General features: G+C 33.6%; 14 protein-coding genes. 3 read left to right on the top strand and 11 right to left on the bottom strand.

Annotation, left to right across the window (positions count from 1 at the left end):
• Window positions 1-7: 7 nt before the first annotated feature.
• The 7 genes from EV144_RS09535 to EV144_RS09505 form a co-directional block, all read right to left on the bottom strand.
• Window positions 8-3,220: a TonB-dependent receptor gene (locus tag EV144_RS09535; RefSeq protein ID WP_243854646.1), complete on the bottom strand. Its 3,213-nt coding sequence runs from the start codon at window positions 3,218-3,220 to the stop codon at window positions 8-10.
• Window positions 3,221-3,409: 189 nt separating this feature from the next.
• On the bottom strand, window positions 3,410-4,591 hold the full coding sequence (locus tag EV144_RS09530; protein ID WP_134148296.1) for a FecR family protein: 1,182 nt from the start codon (window positions 4,589-4,591) through the stop codon (window positions 3,410-3,412).
• A 270-nt stretch (window positions 4,592-4,861) separates the two neighbouring features.
• Window positions 4,862-5,425 carry an RNA polymerase sigma factor gene (locus EV144_RS09525; protein ID WP_134148294.1) on the bottom strand — a complete coding sequence of 188 codons (564 nt, stop codon included), beginning with the start codon at window positions 5,423-5,425 and terminating at the stop codon, window positions 4,862-4,864.
• Window positions 5,426-5,798: 373 nt separating this feature from the next.
• Window positions 5,799-6,455 carry an aspartate kinase gene (locus EV144_RS09520; protein ID WP_134148292.1) on the bottom strand — a complete coding sequence of 219 codons (657 nt, stop codon included), beginning with the start codon at window positions 6,453-6,455 and terminating at the stop codon, window positions 5,799-5,801.
• Window positions 6,456-6,573: 118 nt separating this feature from the next.
• Window positions 6,574-6,945: a YraN family protein gene (locus EV144_RS09515; protein WP_134148290.1), complete on the bottom strand. Its 372-nt coding sequence runs from the start codon at window positions 6,943-6,945 to the stop codon at window positions 6,574-6,576.
• Between the two features lie 242 nt (window positions 6,946-7,187).
• Window positions 7,188-8,087, bottom strand: coding sequence for an LD-carboxypeptidase (locus EV144_RS09510; RefSeq protein WP_134148289.1), 900 nt, complete (start codon window positions 8,085-8,087; stop codon window positions 7,188-7,190).
• 151 nt (window positions 8,088-8,238) lie between these two features.
• On the bottom strand, window positions 8,239-9,315 hold the full coding sequence (locus EV144_RS09505) for a serine hydrolase domain-containing protein (RefSeq protein WP_134148287.1): 1,077 nt from the start codon (window positions 9,313-9,315) through the stop codon (window positions 8,239-8,241).
• A 139-nt stretch (window positions 9,316-9,454) separates the two neighbouring features.
• Between EV144_RS09505 and EV144_RS09500 the strand changes: the two genes are divergently transcribed.
• Window positions 9,455-10,549: an endonuclease/exonuclease/phosphatase family protein gene (locus EV144_RS09500; RefSeq protein WP_134148286.1), complete on the top strand. Its 1,095-nt coding sequence runs from the start codon at window positions 9,455-9,457 to the stop codon at window positions 10,547-10,549.
• A 96-nt stretch (window positions 10,550-10,645) separates the two neighbouring features.
• On the top strand, window positions 10,646-11,185 hold the full coding sequence (locus tag EV144_RS09495; RefSeq protein ID WP_134148284.1) for a 3-hydroxyanthranilate 3,4-dioxygenase: 540 nt from the start codon (window positions 10,646-10,648) through the stop codon (window positions 11,183-11,185).
• 97 nt (window positions 11,186-11,282) lie between these two features.
• Here EV144_RS09495 and EV144_RS09490 read toward each other — a convergent pair whose 3' ends face one another.
• The gene (locus EV144_RS09490) at window positions 11,283-12,242 is read right to left on the bottom strand and encodes an MBL fold metallo-hydrolase (RefSeq protein ID WP_134148282.1); all 960 of its coding nucleotides are present in this window, start codon (window positions 12,240-12,242) and stop codon (window positions 11,283-11,285) included.
• Between the two features lie 183 nt (window positions 12,243-12,425).
• On the opposite strand from EV144_RS09490, the gene EV144_RS09485 reads away from it, so the two are divergent.
• On the top strand, window positions 12,426-13,979 hold the full coding sequence (locus EV144_RS09485; RefSeq protein ID WP_134148280.1) for an aldehyde dehydrogenase family protein: 1,554 nt from the start codon (window positions 12,426-12,428) through the stop codon (window positions 13,977-13,979).
• 69 nt (window positions 13,980-14,048) lie between these two features.
• Here the strand turns inward: EV144_RS09485 and EV144_RS09480 are convergent, their stop codons facing one another.
• From EV144_RS09480 to EV144_RS09470, 3 genes are all read right to left on the bottom strand, one after another.
• Complete coding sequence (locus EV144_RS09480) at window positions 14,049-16,901, bottom strand: T9SS type A sorting domain-containing protein (protein WP_134148278.1); 2,853 nt, start codon at window positions 16,899-16,901, stop codon at window positions 14,049-14,051.
• A gap of 553 nt (window positions 16,902-17,454) precedes the next feature.
• Entirely contained in the window at window positions 17,455-18,228 is a 774-nt protein-coding gene (locus tag EV144_RS09475; RefSeq protein WP_134148276.1) for a Bax inhibitor-1/YccA family protein, read from the bottom strand.
• 164 nt (window positions 18,229-18,392) lie between these two features.
• The gene (locus EV144_RS09470) at window positions 18,393-19,784 is read right to left on the bottom strand and encodes an NADH-quinone oxidoreductase subunit N (protein ID WP_134148275.1); all 1,392 of its coding nucleotides are present in this window, start codon (window positions 19,782-19,784) and stop codon (window positions 18,393-18,395) included.
• Window positions 19,785-19,826 lie beyond the last annotated feature (42 nt).

Genomic DNA, 19,826 nt, shown 5'->3' with positions numbered 1-19,826 from the left:
TCTTTTACTATTTAAATTTTACACTTAGACCAAATGCAATACTTCTGGTACGTGGATAAATTCCTTTGTCTCCACCAAAATTGTCAGCAGGATTACCGCTTCCGCTAATGTTTAATTCTGGATCCATGCCACTATAATCGGTAATCAACAGTAAATTATTTCCGGTAAGAGAAAGACGGATAGAATCGATATACTTGTCAGTAAAACGGAAATTATAACCCGCTGTAACATTATCTAAACGGATAAAAGATCCATCTTCCAGCCATACGTCAGAACCGTATGTAGAAGTAACAATTCCTTTGTCAACAGCACTTGATAAAACATTAGATTTACCAACGTTTTCAAGCATACTTAATCTTTGACCCAATGCATTGTAAATTTTATTTCCTCCAGAACCTCTCCATAACATAGAAACATCAAAGTTTTTGTATCTATAACTTGGATTGAAAGCAAATGTATAAGTTGGTAAAGCTGAACCAGCATAATAGCGGTCAGGACTGTCTGCATTCTGATTGATTGGGCCTCCGCTTCCGTCACGGTCCAAAACAGTTTCTGCTCCATTGCCGTCTACACCTGTAGATTGCAGAATATAAAAGGCACCTACTGGTTTTCCTTTTACAAGGTAAGAGTTTGCAGTTCCCCAGCCTACATAAGCTGTTGTTAGTTCCTGTCCATTAAAACTTCCGTTTAAGTTCAGAACTTCGTTTTTCATAAAGGAAACATTGCCTGCCAATGTAAGTGTACTGTTTTGTGTTTTGATTACATCATATGCCAAAGAAGCCTCGATTCCTTTGTTTGAAATACTTCCTACGTTAGCTTTTATATAATTGTAATCATTTCCTTGTTGAGATAATGTATAATCTAGTAATAAATCATCTGTTTTTGCATCATAAACATCTACTGTTCCTCTTAATCTATTATCTAAAAATGCAAAGTCAAGACCAATATTGGTTTGTTTTTTGGTTTCCCATTTCAAATCAGGATTAGCATTTTGTTTTGCACCGTAATTTGTAATTTGCTGACCTCCAAAATAAGTCAATCCGCGGTTACCAATTAATGCGATAGAGTTTTGAGGCAAAAGCCCTTGTTGATTTCCTGTTACACCATATCCTACACGTAATTTTAGTTCGTTAAAAACATTCGGATTAATGAATGACTCCTTATTGATTTGCCAAGCTACAGAAGCAGAAGGGAAATCTCCCCATTTGTTATTTGCTCCAAATACTGATGATCCATCACGTCTGTAACTTCCTGTAAATAAATATCGGTTAAGCAAAGAATAATTTACACGTCCTAAAAAAGACACTAATGTTCTGTCATTTTTATAAGATTCGATATCGCCTGGAGAAACTTTTGACAAATCACCAAGCTGCATTGCGTTGTAAGTAGTTTTGTCGCTAATAAATCCTTTTACCTGTGCATAATTTCCCTGATACGTTTGATTTTGCCATTCGTACAAAGCCAGCGCATTTATGTTGTGAACGCCAAATGTTCCTTTGTAAGTAATACTGGCATTTGTCAATCTTTCATTTTGTTTTTTGTTTCTAATGTTTGCGTATCCTTTCTGATCGATTGCATTGGCATTTGTTGAAGAAGCAGGAAGATAATAACCATTCATTTCATTTGTTTTTCTCCAGCTTCCAAACCAGCTGGCTGTTAATCCTTTAGCCAGATCAAGATCCGCCTTCAGGCTTCCAAATAAATTGTCTTCCTGTTTTTCATTCGTAACTGTTTGAGCAGCTGCATAAGGATTTAAATATTGAAACACATTAGGGTCTGTAAAATAGCTTCCATCAGGATTTAAAACAGGATCTGTTGGTCGCATTAAATAAGCATTTGTAATCAAATTAGACATATAAGCGGCAGTTCCAATATCTGCAATACTATTATTTCCATTAATGATACCATTCGTTAAATTAAAAGTCAGTTTTAATTTATCATCAAGGCCCATTTGTGTTGCCTGAAGACGTCCGATGTATTTTTTATTATCAGAATTAATAACAACTCCTTCTTGTAAAATCGCTGTCAAAGAAGCTCTATAGCTAAATTTATCTGTTCCTCCACCAAATGATAAAGTATGTGTTTGTGTTATTCCTGTCTGAGTTAGAAGGCCATACCAGTCTGTATCTGAACCGTGATTTGACGAAGCTGGCGTTCCTAAACTTTGAGCAGTTTTCCACCACTCATCAGCATTTAGCATATCCAGTTTTTTTGGGATAAAATCTAATGACGTTGATCCGTTATATTCTATTGTTGTTCTTCCGGCCTTATTCTTTTTTGTCGTTACAATGATTACACCCGGCGCACCTCTAGAACCATAAACAGCAGTCGCAGAAGCATCTTTTAGAATATCAATACTTTCAATTTCACTTGGAGGTACCTGATTCAATAAATCCATATTTCCCTGAATCCCATCGACAACTACCAACGGATCGTTTCCTCCAATTAAAGAGCCAATTCCTCTAATACGCACACTTGGTCCAGAACCTGGTTCGCTGCCTATCTGAGTAATATTTACACCTGCTGCTTTTCCAGCAATCAATTGCAATGGATTTACTATTGCGCCTTGATTCATGTCTTTTGCAGCAATTGAAGAAACAGCTCCGGTAACATCTTTTTTAACTGTAGAACCGTAACCTACCACAACAATTTCTTGTAGATCTGTGGCATCAGGCATAAGCTGAATGTTAATAACGTTTTGGCTGGCAACAACTTTTTTCTCTTTGTATCCAACAAAAGATACAATGATTACAGAAGAACTGCTTTCTACAGTAAGTTTATATTTTCCGTCAAAATCAGTTACCATTCCATTTTTTGTGCCTTCTTCAAGAACCGAAGCCCCGGGCAATGGCAAACCGTTTTCATCGGTAATAATACCGGTTACAGTTTGTTTTTGATACGATGTATTTTGCGTTTTTAGTTCTGGTTTTTTTAAAATAATCTGAGTATCGCGAACTTTAAATTCAGTTAAAGTCCCTTTAAAAAGTTTATCTAAAACAACATTTATTGACTGGTCCTTTACAGAAATAGAAATTGTTCGATCTAAGTCAATATCATTCAGTTTGTAAATAAACCTAAAATCAGTTTTTTGTTCAATGGTCTCAATAACCTTTTCGATTGTTGAATTGTTTAATTCTAAAGAAACTTTTGTCTTTTGGGCATAAGTATTCCCTCTAATATTAAACATGGCGACCAAAATAAGTAGTGTAGTTAGTTTCAATTTTAGGTCATTTTGGAACAATGAGTATAGAAACCCATTATTCTTAGATTTTTTTTTCATAATTTTGTTAATTGATTGTAGTTAATTCGTTATATTCAATCACTTAGTTAATCGGAAATTGTTCGCAGCTCTTTCCGATTTTTTTATTTTAGTACTTTTTTATTCTCATATTTTTTCATGGTTTAGTGGTTATTTAATTAGTATTTGATCGTTTTTTATAGTGTAGTTAATGCCATGAATGTCATTAAAATAACTCATTACATTTTCTATAGATTCTTCTTTAAAGCTGGCGTTGAATTTTTCGTTGGCTAATTTTTCATTTTTGTTTACAATTGTAACATTATAGCGTCTTTCAAGCTTTGTAATAATGTTCTTGAAAGTCATATTTCTAAAAGTTAAACCGCCGTTTATCCAGGAAGTATAAATATCTGTAATAACAGATTTGGTAGAAATAGATGCATTGTTTCTATTAAAACTTCCTTTATAACCCGGTTTTAAAATCGTGTTTTTAGCAGCGTCAAATTCTTCGCTTGATTTGTACATTCCTACAGAACCTTCAACCAAAACAACATCAGTTGCAGCGTCTTCAGGATAATTAGAAATATTAAAATGAGTTCCTAAAACACGTACATTCAATTCGTCAGCGTTAACAACAAAAGGATGTTTTTTATCTTTAGCAACATCAAAAAAAGCTTCACCATTTAAGAAAACCTGTCTGTTTTCGCCGGCAATAAATTTTACCGGATATTTTAAAGTCGTTCCAGAATTTAAATGAACCAACGTTCCGTCTGACAATTGCAATTGGAATTTTTTACCATACGGAATCTTAATCGTATTGTAAGTGAGTTTTTCCGGATCAGCTTCCATTTCATAAACCAATTTGTCACCATTTTGATTTCCGATAATATTTCCTTTTTTGTCTTTTACCTGTGCAGAAGTAAGTTCTGATATAATCTGAACATTTCCATCTTCTAATTGTAAAACAATATCATTGCTTTTAAAATCAAACGGAACTTCTTTAGTTGTAGTAAAAAGACCTTGCTTGTACGCTAAGCCAACAGAAGCTAAAACTAAAAGCGAAGCTGCAATCGAAATGTATTTTCTAAAATTAGATTTCTTCGGATGAAGTTCAATTACAGTTTGGTCTTCTTCTTTGTTTGAAGCCAAAATGTTCATGAAAATAGCATCAGCCGTTTCCTGATTCATTTTTGGCATTTCATCCAAAAGGTTTTTCACCTCTTCTACAGAAGGAAAATCATCTGTAAGTTTATTTTTTTTGTAATACGCTATTACTTCATCTGTTTCTTCAGGGGTACATTGATTTAAAACAAACTTTTGTAAAAGACTTTTAATTTCAGAATTTGAATTCATTACGAATTGATTTTAGTACTGGTTCTTTATATAATACAGTCGAAGAGAACTTGAGTACTACTCAAACGTTGTAAATTTTTAAATTTTAACATTTGCTAAAAGGTAAAAACCTTGTAACGTGTTGATTTTGTTGAGATTTTTATCTGAAATTATTTTAAGAAAAAAGTAGAAAATCTAGTTTGTTATTTCGACGAAGGAGAAACAAGACTGGAAATTACGCAAAAAAAAATCACTCCGAAGAGTGATTTTAGGGTATTATAGTGGTTTTGGTTAGATGATTTCGTCGTGAAGTTGAAAAAAGCCCCGCATAGATTCTAAAGCTTTACTCATTTGGTTCCGGACTGTATTTATCGAAATTCCGAGTTCTTCGCTTATTTCTTCATAAGTCATTCCTTTTTTCCGGGACATCTTAAAAATCTGCTTTCGTTTAGGAGGCAGTTGTCGTATGGCCTGTTTTCGGAGTTTTTTGCAATCGGCTTCCCGAATTAAGTAATCTCCGTATTCATGTGATTTTTGACTTTCGTAAAAAACCGCTTCTTTTAATAAAATATCGTTTGCAGCTTTGTTCAAAACATTAAAAGCCTGATTTCGCGCAATCGTAAAAATATAAGCCTTAAATGATTGTTCAATATTTAAGTTTTCGCGATACTGCCAAACCTTCATAAAAACATCTTGTACATTTTCTTCAGCGGCTTCTTTTGATTTTAAAAGACTTATGCTGTATCCATAAATATCCTGATAGTACAAATCAAAAAGTTTTCGAAAAGCTTTTTCGTTTCCTTCTTTGAGTTCACTTACCAATATTGTTTCATTATGGCCGCTTACTTCTAACAATTTAATTAGTCTTTATTGAGTTCTAATTACATTATACTATCAAAATGTGAGTCTGTACTTGACTTCTATGGCAAATATATAAAAATTATATTCTCATTAAATTATATATAAAAAAACTTAATTCGGATTTTTTGTTACAATTTTTAAGAAATGATATAAAAAACCCTCGCAAGTCGCTTTTTACAAGTAAGTGTCTCTTTGACGCTTTTCAAAATAAAATTTTAAGTTAGAATTTACTTTTCAGAATATTCTTATCTCAAGGCAAGGGATAACGAAGTATTAGTGATAAAAAAAATCCTTTTGTCTTCAATGCGTAAGAGACAAAAGGATTATATAGGAAGAATCAAAAGAAGATTCTCGAGGGAATTCTAAATTAGTTTTTAAGATCCTTAATCACTTTAAAAGCAACATCAACCTGGTCTTCGCCAACTAAAATTGTAAATTCGTTTGAAGTCGAAATTACTTCATTGATAATAATTCCTTCCCAAGCCAAACGTTGGAAAATAAAATAATAAATACCAGGAACAACAATATTTTCTTTTGGTAATTTTACTGTTATAGAAGCCAGATTATCTAATTTCTGAATCAGCTTTTCTCTCATAAAGTGTTTTTCAACCAAATGATTTACACTGCTGCTTACCACAATATTAGTTTCGTTTACACCACGAGATGAGGTATAAAAAATATCAGATAAAGTGTTGATATCAGAAATCAAATCAGCTTGTTTGTTTAGAACAGTTTCAGAAGCAGCAAAAGTGTAATCCGTTAGTTCAGAACGTACCGTGATTTCGCCAATATTTCTAATTACCTTATTAATTTTATGATTTAGTTTAAAATCCAGTTCTTCAGTAAGCCGTTTCAAAGACATAACAACAGCTCCTTGTTTTACCTCTTTGCCAAACTCACTTTCCAGCTCGGTCATAATATTACGAGAAAGTGAAGTTAGATTGATAATCCCCAGCGACAAGGCATTTAATAGAAAGGGTTTGGTTTTGATGTAATTTTCTACGATTGATGAAACAGTTTTCATAATTCTTTTTTTTTTTGGAAGTAAATCGGTTTGGTTAATTTAACATTGCGATGTTATAAATCTTTGCAAATATAAATAAAAAAACAAATTGTTACAATTATAACATTAAAAAAATATGTTAAAAGTGATAAAAAGCGTCGGTAAGATGTTCAATTGCAAATGATTCGCCGTTTTTATGGACGGCAACTATGTCAAATCGAATTTCACAATCGTCATTAAAATCCTTTTCCCTATCGTTTATGTAGGCATTTACTGCTTTTATGAGAAGCTGAATCTTTTTTGTCTTCACAAAATCCTGTGGAAGACCAAAATCTAAACTCGAACGCGTCTTAACTTCTATGATTGCCAAAACAGCATCTTTTTGCGCAATAATATCTATTTCGGCTTTTTGGAAAACCCAATTTCGTTCTAGAATTTCGTAGCCGTCCTGCTCTAAAAATTCTACGGCAAGTTCTTCTCCTTTTTTTCCTAGTTCATTATGTTCTGCCATTTTTTTTTAGTTTTTATGTTTCAGGTTTCTGGTTTCAAGTTTTGCCACGATTTGCAAGGATTGGCACTAATTTTTTTCTTTAAATTATCATATAATTCGTAAAAATTTGTGCAACTAGTGGCTATATAATTGCTCGTAAATACGTAAAGTCGCAAAGCATTTTAAAACTTTGCGACTTTGCGTCTTTGCGAGATTTAATTTATGTAATGTGGTATTCTTTCTTTAGAAAAATAAAGAGTTGACTATTTCTGAAAAACAACAGTACTTCCAGAAGCAGTAACTTCCATAGAAATAGTACTTCCCATGATCAAAGCACGATTATCCTGAATATGACCGGCTGGGAAATTAAAAATAACTGGAATGTTATATTTTTTTGTCACATCGTCAACGATTTCCTGGGCATTTTTCCCCCACGGAACTTCGTTGTCTTTCATTTTAGACATACCGCCTACAATAATTCCTTTCAGATTTTCGATACAGCCGTTACGTCTTAAGTTCATCATCATACGATCAATATGATATAGGTATTCATCAAGATCTTCAATAAATAAAATTTTATCCTTGCAATCTATGGCAGATGGAGAACCTAATAAACTGTATAAAATCGATAAATTACCGCCGACTAATTCTCCGGTTGCGCTCCCAAAACGATTCATTTTATCTGGACCAACAGAGTAGGAAAGTGGTTCGCCAAACAAACTCGATTTCATAGAACTAATTGCAGCAGGAGTTGCACGAGGAATCGTAACCGGCATAACACCATGAATAGATTTGTAACCCATCGTGTTTAAATGATTGTGTAAAACGGTTACATCACTAAAACCAATAACCCATTTTGGATGTTGTTTGAATTTTGTAAAATCAAGTAAATCAACCATTCTCACAGTTCCATAACCACCGCGTACGCACCAAATTGCTTTAATATTTGGATTGTCTAACTGATGCTGAAAATCGGCAGCGCGTTGTTCGTCGGTTCCTGCAAGCTGATTAAAATCTAATCCGATTGAAGTTCCAACAACAGCTTCAAGACCCCAGCTGTGTAATAAATCTATAGTTGGTTTTAAGTTGTCGTCTATATTTTTTCTTGCAGTTGCTAAAATGGCTACAGTATCTCCTTTTTGTAAATAAGGTGGTGTTATCATGTTTTGTTGTGATTGACAGTTGAATGATTGAAAAGCAAAAATAAGAAATAGGATTTTACAAAAAGTAAAATGTCTTTTTAAGTATTGAAAGCTGTTTCTATTCATAATTGATATTATTATTTGAAAATATAATTTACGTAATATATTTATTTTATCCGCCGTATTTTTTTTGTAATTGATCAAGTAAAAGCATTAGTCCCTTGTCTGCTTCTTCAGATTGTACATTGGAAAAAATTATAAAAGCTTTATCGATAGCTGCACAAAGATACACTTTGGTTAAAAATGTTCCTGGATTTCCGTTGTGAAAAGAATATTCCTTTAATGTGTTTTTATTAGTTTCAGAATTCCATCCAAAAGAGAATTCTGAGAAGCCATAATGCATGTTGTAAAATTCTTCTTTAGTCAATAATTTTGATTTTCCTTGTAAACCTTGAAGATGCATTTGAACAAATTTACAATAATCAGGTAAACTTACATTTATATTTCCTGCAGACGAAAGCCAGTTTAACTTATAATTTAATGATGGTTTTTCAGGGTTTAAATTTTCATCATGTCCCCACGGTTGATTCTCATCTTTTAGATTTGGTTGTCCAAACTGAAAATCAATGTTCAATGACTTTCCTAATTCCGTTACTAAAGTTTCGTAAGTTTTGCCTGTTACTTTTTCGAGCATTAGCCCAGCTGCAACATAACTTGGATTCGACCAATAAAGATCTTGCTTTTCAGAGATATTTACATTTTGTTTAAAAAACCAACGAATAAATTCATAACGTTGCTGCTGATTATTTCCTTTGATTTCTTTTTGAGTTGGTGTTTCATTGTTGTAAGACCAAGTAGAGATAGGAGCACGAAGAGTTATAAAATCCTTCAAAGTAAAATTATAAAATGCACCATTGCTTTTTGCTTTTAACTCAGGATATAAATCAAAGAATTTAGTGTCCCATTTTATTTTTCCTTCTTTAACTAAAAGAGTTGCAATATAGCTCGTAACCGTTTTTGTGATAGATCCTAAACGAAATTTATCATCAATTTTTGCTTTATAAGAAGAATTATAACGCTGATATCCCAAAGCCTGAATTTCTAATATTGAATCTGAAGAAACAACGGCGTATGCTAATTCTGGAATTTTATATTTTATTCTGATATTGTCTGCAAACGAACTGTTTTTTTGCCCATAAATAATATTTAGAAAACTAAAGAAAAAGGCATAAACGAGAATTTTTTTCATTTTGTAGATTATCAAATTTTCTAAGCAAGTTACAAGACTTTTCGAGAGTAACAAAGATATAACTGAAAAACAAAACAAATAAATTTCCTACAAAATATTAATTTATTAAATTGTGCCTTTTTTTAATTTATCATAATGTATGCGCACAGTTTTATTTAAAATTTGTTTTCTTTTTCTTTTCGTTCAAGTTTCCAATTCCCAATCCAAAAAATATATTATCCATACCGTTGCCTTTTATAATTTCGAAAATCTTTTCGATACAAACGATGACATTTTTACGAATGATGATGAATGGACACCAAACGGAGCACAGCATTGGACAACAGAAAAATATAAACAGAAACTACAAAATCTGGCACGCGTAATATCCGAAATCGGAACGCCGGAAAATTCAAATGCACCAACACTTATTGGAGGTTCAGAAATAGAGAATCGTGGCGTTCTCGAAGATCTACTAAAAGAACCGAAATTGCTTCCTTACGATTACGGAATTATTCATTTTGATTCGCCAGACAAACGTGGTATCGACGTCGCTTTGTTGTATCAAAAGAAATATTTTAAACCAACTTCTTTCTCCAATATACCTTTATATATCTACAAAAATAAACCAGTAATCAAAGAAGAAAAGAATGTAGAAACAGACGATGAAGTTGAAATTCTTCCTGATAATAATCGTGTTTTTACAAGAGATCAGCTTTTGGTTACCGGATTTTTAGATGGCGAAGAAATAAGTATCATTGTGAATCACTGGCCTTCAAGATCAGGAGGTGAAAAAGCAAGTAGTACATTTCGTGAAGCAGCAGGTTTGTTAAACAGAAAAATTATCGATTCACTCCAGCAGATAAATCCAAATGCAAAAGTGCTGACTATGGGAGATTTGAATGACGGTCCGTTTAATAAAAGCGTTAAAATTGCTTTAGGTGCAAAAGCAAAAAAAGCAGAAGTTCCCGAATTCGGAATGTACAATCCTTTTGAAGAAATGGCAAATAAAGGAATGGGAACAATTGCTTTTCGGGATTCCTGGGATATTTTTGATCAGATTATTATAACCGAATCACTTTTAAAGCCTGATTTTAGTTCATTTAAATTCTGGAAAGCAGGTATTTTCAACAGACCTTATCTTATTCAGACTTCTGGGCAGTATAAAGGTTATCCATTACGGCATTCCTTAACTGAAGTTGGTTTTAGCGACCATTTTCCTGTCTATCTCTATTTATTAAAAGAATATTTATAAAGTTGTGATTTTAGTTGGTTGAGACTGAAAAACCGGCACTGCGACTGAAATCTTTTCATTATCTTAGCTACTCAGAATCTTAGAAACTCAAAAAAAATGTCAATAGCAAAACCGTTCAATCTTACACAATGGATTGAAGATAACCGTCACTTACTTAAACCGCCAGTTGGAAACAAAAATCTTTATGTAGATTCAGGAGATTATATTGTTATGATCGTTGCGGGGCCAAACGCCCGAAAAGATTATCATTACAACGAAACCGAAGAACTTTTTTATCAGCTAGAAGGAAACATAAAAGTGGTGATTCAGGAAGATGGAGAGCGTAAAGAAATGGTTTTAAATGCCGGCGATATGTATTTGCATCCTGCGAAAATTCCGCATTCTCCAGTTCGTTCAGAAGGTTCTATAGGTTTAGTTATTGAGCGTAAACGTGCCGGAAAAGGTTATACAGACGGCTTACTTTGGCATTGTGACAATTGCAATCATAAACTTTACGAAGTGTTTTTTGTACTTCATAATATCGAGAAAGATTTCCTTCCCCATTTTGAACATTTTTATAATTCGGAAGAATTGAGAACTTGTGATAATTGTGGAACTGTAATGGAAACTGATCCTAGATTTGTGGCGAAGAAATAGTAAAAAATAAACCATTAAAAGATTTAGTTAAACATCTAAAATCTTTTAATGGTTTGATTTTTCAAATCCGTTCAATCTTTGAAATCTGTGGCAAAAACTACAACTCAAATCTTTTCCCTTGCTCTGGATAAATAATCTGAATTTCTAAATCATTTTGTTTTTTTAACTGCTCTTTAATTTTTACAATATTCTTAGCTGGAGGTTTTAAATGTGTAATGATAATTTTGAAACCTTTTAAAGAATCTTTTCCTGCCAATTCTTCTAGTGAATGCAGTTCTTTCATCAAATAGTTTGGAGTCAAATGCCCAAATAAAAATTGATCAGGTTGCTCGTTCGGGAAAGAAACTTCAATAAAAATTCCTTTTAATTGTTTATTTTTTACCAACGGCGCTATTGCCGTCCATAAATCATGAAGATCTGTACTTTTTTCTACAGCATCGGGTCCTGTGTCTCCTAAATATAAAACGTAACTATCTCCATTTTTAACTAGAAAAGCGGTACTCTCAAACGGATTTACGTGACTTAACGGAAAAGCTTTTACCGTCATTGTTGTATTTGTGATCGGAGTTTCTTCGGCAATATTTAAGGTTTGAAAATGATATTTTTTTAAAGGTTTTCCTGGACCTTTATCGCCAAAATTTGCCCAGGTTTCATCATTAAAATAATGGTTTTCCATCATTTCCATGCATTTATTGGTTGCATAAACTGTTTTCGAAGAATCAGCGGGAGAATTTATAATCAAACCCGAAACGTGATCTAAATGCGCATGTGAAATAAAATACCCTTTTATGTATTTTCGTAGAACTTCACTTGTCGAAACTTTGAAAGTTTTATTTTCAATAGCTTTTTCAATTCCTGCATTTACCGTTCCCGCATCCAAACAAATAAAATCGTTTGTTTTTGCCGGCGCTAATAAATAAGCGGAAAGATTTTTTTCATCAATTCCTCCTTTTACGCCCAAAGGGATTACTTCAAAAGAAGAACTTTTATCTTTTTGTGAAAAAGCATTCGAAGAAATTAAAATAAAGCAAATCAAAAGCTTGTTGAAAATATTCATAATCTAAGTAATTTTGTTGTTGCAAATTTCAACAATTAAGAGGAATAAATAGGCTAGCTTTTCTAATATTCATAAATAATAACCCTAAATTTACTTTGATTTTAACAATTCAATTGAATTGATATTCCATTCGAAATAATATCTTTACATAAAAATATAACAATTTTAACTAAAAAAGTTACAATGACAACAATAGCATCGCAATTTGGAATGAATGAGGCTCTGGAAAAATTGGGCATCAAAACGATAAATGAAGGAACATCAACAGGATTACAAAACTTTTCATCGGGAGAAATCCTGGAAAGTTATTCGCCAGTTGACGGAAAGTTAATTGCTTCGGTAAAAATGTCAACACCTCAGGATTACGAAAAAGTTATGCAGTCGGCAACGGAAGCTTTTAAAACTTTTAGATTAATTCCTGCGCCGCAACGTGGTGAAATTGTACGTCAGTTTGGAGAAAAATTACGTCAAAATAAAGAAGCTTTAGGTAAATTGGTTTCTTACGAAATGGGAAAATCTTTGCAGGAAGGTTATGGCGAAGTTCAGGAAATGATTGATATCTGCGATTTTGCAGTTGGACTTTCACGCCAGCTTCACGGATTAACCATGCATTCAGAAAGACCGGGACATAGAATGTACGAGCAATATCATTCTTTAGGAGTTGTCGGAATTATTTCTGCATTCAACTTTCCGGTTGCCGTTTGGTCTTGGAATACTGCTTTGGCTTGGATTTCGGGTGATGTCTGCGTTTGGAAACCTTCAGAAAAAACACCTCTTTGTGGTATTGCGTGTCAAAATATTATTGCACAAGTTATCAAAGAAAACAATCTTCCGGAAGGAATTTCTTGTCTGATAAACGGAGATTATAAAATCGGTGAATTAATGACCGCTGATACCAGAATTCCTTTAATTTCTGCTACCGGTTCTACCCGAATGGGGAAAATCGTAGCGCAAACTGTTGCCGGACGTTTAGGAAAATCGTTATTAGAATTAGGGGGAAATAATGCCATTATTGTTACTCCGGATGCAGATATAAAAATGACCGTTATTGGTGCTGTTTTTGGTGCTGTAGGAACTGCAGGACAGCGTTGTACCTCTACACGAAGATTAATTATTCACGAAAGTATTTACGATAAAGTAAAAGATGCTTTGGTTGCAGCTTACAAACAATTAAGAATAGGAAATCCGCTTGACGAAAACAATCATGTTGGCCCGCTAATTGATACACACGCGGTCGAAATGTATGCAGCAGCTTTGAATAAAGTTGTAGAAGAAGGAGGAAATATTTTAGTTCAGGGCGGCGTACTTTCTGGTGAAGGTTACGAAAGCGGCTGTTATGTAAAACCTGCAATTGCCGAGGCTCAAAATTCTTTCCAAATTGTACAGCACGAAACTTTTGCTCCAGTTTTATATCTAATTAAATATTCTGGTGAAGTTGATAATGCAATTGATTTCCAAAACGGCGTTGCACAAGGTTTATCTTCTGCAATTATGACCAATAATTTGCGTGAAGCAGAAAGATTCCTATCTGTTGTAGGTTCAGACTGTGGAATTGCGAATGTAAATATCGGAACTTCTGGAGCTGAAATTGGCGGTGCTTTTGGCGGCGAAAAAGAAACCGGAGGCGGACGCGAATCTGGTTCTGATGCCTGGAAAATTTACATGCGAAGACAAACCAATACAATCAATTACACAACGAGTCTTCCTTTAGCACAGGGAATAAAATTTGATTTGTAAATCATAAGAATTCATAAAAAAGGCTTCCAAACTTGGAAGCCTTTTTAGTTGTTAAAAATTGGATTAGTATTATTTTTTCAGAATGGTTTGATTAAAAGTACCATTTGCAGTATATATTTTAGCTAAATAGGTGCCAGGAATTAATCTGCTCATATCGATACTTTCTGCATCTTTTCCTGATGTGCTTACCAATATTCCTGATATATTATAGATTAAAACTTTTTCTACTTTCTGATTTGAGTTCGTCAAGTACAAAGTAGAAGAAACTGGATTTGGATATAAAGCCACTTTTGTGTTTTCTGTATTCAAATCTTCCTCTGCAACAACACTTTCTGTTGCTTTCGCTAGTCGTAATGTTCCTCCACTGTAAACTGTACTCATGTAGAATAAATTTGCAGTATCTTTTTTGGCAATCGTATGACTTCCCGCAGCTAATGATACCGTAACAATACCACCAGAAGCTGTTTTATCAACATTGTCTACTTTTATTGTAGCGGCACTTTCAATAAAAACAAGAGTCAAAGTACTCGCCTGAGTTGTTGTAAACGTAATGCTTGTCGAAGATTCTATTTTCAAACATTGCGTTAATGTTAGACCATTATACATTACAGTTCCCTTTGTAGTAGACAGATTTCCTGTTATAGCACAAAAACTGCTTGTTTTTCCTGAAGTTGTAAAATTTTGTATTTCACTGCCAGAACCTCCGCTAGAAGTAACCGTAATTGTTCCCGATCCTGTAGCCACAGTTCCTGTTCCCGTTGTAGCAATAGAGTAAGACAAAGTTGCTGTTGGAGTTCCAGTAATTGTAATTGTTTTAGCTGTTGTGTTTTTTACAAAACTAATTCCTGAGGCTGGTAATCCAGTTACGGTTGCATCTGTAGCGCTTCCACCCCAAGTAAATACAATTGAAGCAATTGCTGTTCCGCTTACTACAGTTTGGTTATTGTTAGCTGTAGAAGTCAGTGTTTGATTGCTTGCAGATGTTAGGGTAATAGTTCCTGATCCAGTTGCTGGTGTACCAGTAGTTCCGGTTGTAGCAATAGAATACGATACTGTAGCGGTTGGAGTTCCAGTAATTGTAATGGTTTTAGCTGTAGTATTTTTTACGAAGCTAATTCCAGAAGCAGGCAATCCTGTTACGGTTGCGTCTGTTGCATCTCCGCCCCAAGTAAATACAATTGTTCCAATTGCAGTGCCGCTTGTTACAGTTTGATTATTGTTTGTAGTAGAAGTCAAAGTTTGGCTTCCAGATGGTGGATTTCCTTCACCTTGTACCGAAACTAATGTTCCTGTATAGTTGGTTAGAGCACTTTTTAGCGCAGCGATGACAGTTGAAGAAGTATCGTCAGTTGCGTTGTTAAATGTCCATTTTAAATCACCGCCCGACACACGTCCAGCGTATTGAGTTGTTTTCGTCTTCGCTGTTGCTGGCTGATCTATAGTTAGGGTTTTTACATATAAAGCTGCATCGGTGTCAAAGTTATTGTAAGTATTCGCACCCGATTTAGATTTAACTGAACTACTTACAACTTCACCTCTTGTTGATGCCGCATAAGCATCAAAATCTGTTGTAGAGCTAATTTTTCCTGAAATATTATATAACGGATTTGTATCCCCATAAGCTACAAAACGCATATTATTGGTAGCAATATCGGCATCAAAAGTATTGTTGAATGATTTGATTGATCCTCCAGCTTCACCAGAAAATGTTCCCATTGTTCCAGCATTATTTACCTGATTGGCTTCGTCCCAAATATCTGTTCCCTGAAGTGAAGTAAGCATCGGATGTTTACTATTTCTGAAATAATTTCCTTCCACAAAAAGTGAAGATCCCATTGTAGATCCTGAACCATATTTTGCAACGCCATCAAAATAATTGTTATAAATATGAGCAGAATAGTAACGTACGCGCGGGTGACGTGAGTCTGAATGGTCAAACCAGTTGTGATGATACGTAATATAAAGGCCAGAAGTTGTTCCTTCGCTTAAACCTAAAAGACTTGCTTTACCATTGTCCCAAAAGTGATTGTAAGACAGTGTAATGTAAGTTGATGTTTTATTATCCAAAGCGCCATCTCCTTTTATTTGATCTGCGTCACTTCCTGCATTTCCATAAAACAAATCGCAATTGTGAACCCAAACGTGGTCGTTATCTTGCTGCATTCCAACATTATCTCCGGCTGTACTGTTGCAGTTCATGAAGCCAAGATTGCTTACTTCGATATTCGAAGCTGATTTTAAACGAACGCCCCAGCCATTTGCGACAGCATCTGTACCAACTCCTTCGATTGTCACATAACTCGATGCATTATTTGAGTTTTCAATTACAACATCACCGCCTTCCATCACCGTCATATCGGTAATATTTCCGATTAACCGAATGATGAATGGGCGAGTATCTTTTCCTTTTTTGATCGCATAAAGAATATTTTGAAGACCGACGCAAGGATTTGCACTTGCTCCGGTGATATTCATAGAAATCGTGTTTTTGGTGTTTTGAGTAATGTAAAGAATTACCGCATTATCTTTCGGAGTTCCATCTACCTTGTAGCCTCCAGGAACACGTCCGCCTTCAAAAGCAAAGCCATTTCTGTCTTGAGCAGCAACAGTTAAATTTCCGGTTGTAGTTCCTGTTCCTTCAGAACCCGAAATAACAGGTTTTACCTTTACGGTATACGTTCCAGCTTTTAGTCCCGGAATGTCTGCTCTAAAATAAGAGCCGTAACTTCTAATAAGCTGATCGTCAATTTTTTTGTCAACATTACCATTTCCGGTATAATAGACATTGTAGGTTTGTGCGCCGCTTACCGGCTGCCATTTTACAAAAGCTGATTCAAGCCAGCCAAAAGCTTCGTTAATTTGCTGTGCCCATGTTGGCATAGCCGCAAAAAAAAGCACCAAAAAAAGTAGGTTTTTTTTCATGATTGTGTGGTTTTAAGTTGATAGTAAGTAATATGTGGTTTTTTGTTACCGACAAGCAATTTTAAATTGTAATCGATTACACAAAAATATATATTATTTCGAATAATTGTAATTATTTAGCTATAAAAAAATATATAGTGAAAAAATAAGTACTTTATAATGAGTATTATGTAATAAATTACACTAAATGCAATTTATTACATAATGTTTTTTGCAGATGCTAAGCGCTGTTTTTATTGACTTCTTATTTTTTTGAGAAAAAGAAATCATTTGAAAAAAATGGATTTTTGAACAGAAATAAAAATTTATTCTAGAAATATTATTTTGTAAGAAAAATAACAAATTAATTGAATTTAGAAAAGTAAATTTTGATGAAAATCAATAATTTGAATTTATTTTTGAAGAGAAAAAGGTCATCAAATAAATAGAATAATTCAATTTTTTAGAAGAAGAAAGGATAAAATTAGATCCAATTTTATTAATAGAAGAACAAAAGAAAAGCCTTTTTTGGATATCCAAAAAAGGCTTTTTATAATGTATGTGAAACAAGAATTTAGTCTTTGCTTGACAATTTTGATAATAATCTTAAGAATTCGATGTATAACCAAACCAATGTAATCATTAGTCCCATAGCGCCATACCATTCCATATATTTAGGCATTCTTTGTTGTACACCTTTTTCGATTTGATCAAAATCTAAAAATAGATTTAAAGCAGCGATAATAATTACAAAAACGCTGATTCCGATACTCATCATAGAATTTCCATAATGAACAGGCTGCCAAGAAGTAAACATAGAAACTACCCAAGAAATTAAATAGTAAGTTGCGATAGCTAATGTAGCAGCAACAACTACTGATTTAAATTGTTCAGTAACTTTTACAATTTTAAATTTATATAAACCCAGACAAACTAAAAAAGTAACCAATGTTGCGGCTACTGCGTTAATTACAATTCCTGGAAATTTCATTTCAAATATAGCAGAGATTCCTCCAATAAATAAACCTTCAAATAAGGCATAACCCGGAGCTAAATAAGAAGATGCTTGTGGTTTAAATGCAGAAATTAGAACTAAGATAAATCCAATAATTGCACCGCCTAAAGCCACTGGCATAATATTCATTCCCTGAAAAAACATCCACCACGTTACCATGGATGATGCACATAATATTAAAAATAAAATAGCTGTTTTATTTATAGTACCCGATACGCTCATTTCCTGATCGTAATCAATAATTTGTGCATGGTGTACTTCTTCAGCTTTTGAAACAGCATTTGATGAAAAACGCTTGTCGCTTAAAAATGGATTTTTTGAATTGAAGATCATATTTCTAATACATTTAATTGAATTCAAATATATGGAGTTTTTTTGAAGAGAACTTATTTAAGTTAAATTTTTAACATGAATTTTTCCGTTGATAAAATAGCTTTAAAATAAAAAATCCATCAAGATAATTTTTGATGGATTTGTATTTATTAAGATTGAAATTTTTATTTCAATAAGTCTAAAACTAATGAAGGAAACAAACCTAAAGCAATATTTAAACCAAGTGAAAGAATTGCAGCAGCATAAATCAAGAAAGGTTTTCCTGTACGTTCCTCGTTTGGTTCTTTAGAATACATGGCTAAAATTAGTTTGAAATAATATCCAACACTAATAATAGAATTTATAACCGCAACAATTACTAACGCAATATATCCTGCCTGAATTGTTTGGTTGAATAAAAATAACTTTGCAAAAAATCCTGAGAAAATCGGAATACCTGCCATAGATAATAATGAACCTGTAAGTATCGCAGCCAATAAAGGATTTGTTTTTCCTAAACCATGAAAGTTAGTGATATCCTCGTTATCCTGATTTTTGCATACGTATAAAATTACAGAAAAAGAAGCGATTCCGGCTAATGCATAAGCAGCAGAATAATACAATAAAACACCTGCAGAAGTAGAAATAGTAAGCAAAGTCATCAACATGAAACCTGCATGCGAGATTCCTGAAAATGCCAGCATACGTTTTACATTTACCTGACGAAGGGCCATGATATTTCCGACAGTCATAGACGCGATAGAAATAATTACAACAATGTTTTCAAAAGTGCTTAAAAGACCTTGATTGTCTAAAGATGGAATTAAATTCAATTCAAAAATTAGTTTATAAAGTGTAGCAATAGCAATCACTTTTGCCAAAGTACTCATTAAGGCAGTAGTTAACGCTGGAGAACCTTCGTAAACGTCCGGAGCCCAAAAGTGAAAAGGTACAGCCGCAACTTTAAACAACATTCCAATTACCATCAAAACCATTCCGATTGGAAACCAAATTGGTAATTCTGCAGAAAGAGAGCTTTCGCTGATTTCAACAACATCAAAACTTCCCATTGCTCCGTAAATCAAACAAATTCCGAATAAGATAATACCAGATGCAAAAGAACCCATCAAAAAGTATTTCATACCCGCTTCGTTACTCTTTAAATTCAAACGGTCGCTTGCAGCCAATACATATAATGCGATAGATAAAATTTCGATTCCTAAAAAGAACATTGCTAAATTTCCAAAAGAAACCATGGCAACACCTCCGGCCAATAAAAATATTTTTATAGCGATATAATCGGAGATTTTACTTTGATGATTTTCATAAAAATTATGACTTAATGCGATAAGGAAAATGGTTATAACGATAAACAAAGACGAGAATGCAGTAGAAAACTTACTCACTCTAATCATGTTATTGTAATAACTTTCTGCAGCTCCAAATTCTGAAAAATTAAGTGCCAAAACAGCCAAAAGTCCAAGGATAGTAAATGGAACAATGGCTTTTCTGAAATTAAGAATTTCAAATAATAGGCAGAAAATACCCAATCCTGTAATTGCTATTAATGTATTCATTTTTGCTTTTTTGATTTAGGAAATCTAATATACTATTGATGA

Source organism: Flavobacterium sp. 270, assembly GCF_004368785.1.
In the GTDB taxonomy this organism is placed as follows: Bacteria; Bacteroidota; Bacteroidia; order Flavobacteriales; family Flavobacteriaceae; genus Flavobacterium.
Note: the sequence above shows the minus strand (reverse complement) of the source record. Positions and strands in the feature narration are given on the sequence as shown.

Coding starts and splice junctions, on each gene's coding strand:
- EV144_RS09485 (WP_134148280.1), top strand. CDS start 12,426: ATGACAACAATAGCATCGCAATTTGGAATGAATGAGGCTCTGGAAAAA.
- EV144_RS09510 (WP_134148289.1), bottom strand. CDS start 8,087: ATGATAACACCACCTTATTTACAAAAAGGAGATACTGTAGCCATTTTA.
- EV144_RS09495 (WP_134148284.1), top strand. CDS start 10,646: ATGTCAATAGCAAAACCGTTCAATCTTACACAATGGATTGAAGATAAC.
- EV144_RS09500 (WP_134148286.1), top strand. CDS start 9,455: ATGCGCACAGTTTTATTTAAAATTTGTTTTCTTTTTCTTTTCGTTCAA.
- EV144_RS09470 (WP_134148275.1), bottom strand. CDS start 19,784: ATGAATACATTAATAGCAATTACAGGATTGGGTATTTTCTGCCTATTA.
- EV144_RS09505 (WP_134148287.1), bottom strand. CDS start 9,315: ATGAAAAAAATTCTCGTTTATGCCTTTTTCTTTAGTTTTCTAAATATT.
- EV144_RS09475 (WP_134148276.1), bottom strand. CDS start 18,228: ATGATCTTCAATTCAAAAAATCCATTTTTAAGCGACAAGCGTTTTTCA.
- EV144_RS09480 (WP_134148278.1), bottom strand. CDS start 16,901: ATGAAAAAAAACCTACTTTTTTTGGTGCTTTTTTTTGCGGCTATGCCA.
- EV144_RS09490 (WP_134148282.1), bottom strand. CDS start 12,242: ATGAATATTTTCAACAAGCTTTTGATTTGCTTTATTTTAATTTCTTCG.
- EV144_RS09520 (WP_134148292.1), bottom strand. CDS start 6,455: ATGAAAACTGTTTCATCAATCGTAGAAAATTACATCAAAACCAAACCC.
- EV144_RS09515 (WP_134148290.1), bottom strand. CDS start 6,945: ATGGCAGAACATAATGAACTAGGAAAAAAAGGAGAAGAACTTGCCGTA.
- EV144_RS09530 (WP_134148296.1), bottom strand. CDS start 4,591: ATGAATTCAAATTCTGAAATTAAAAGTCTTTTACAAAAGTTTGTTTTA.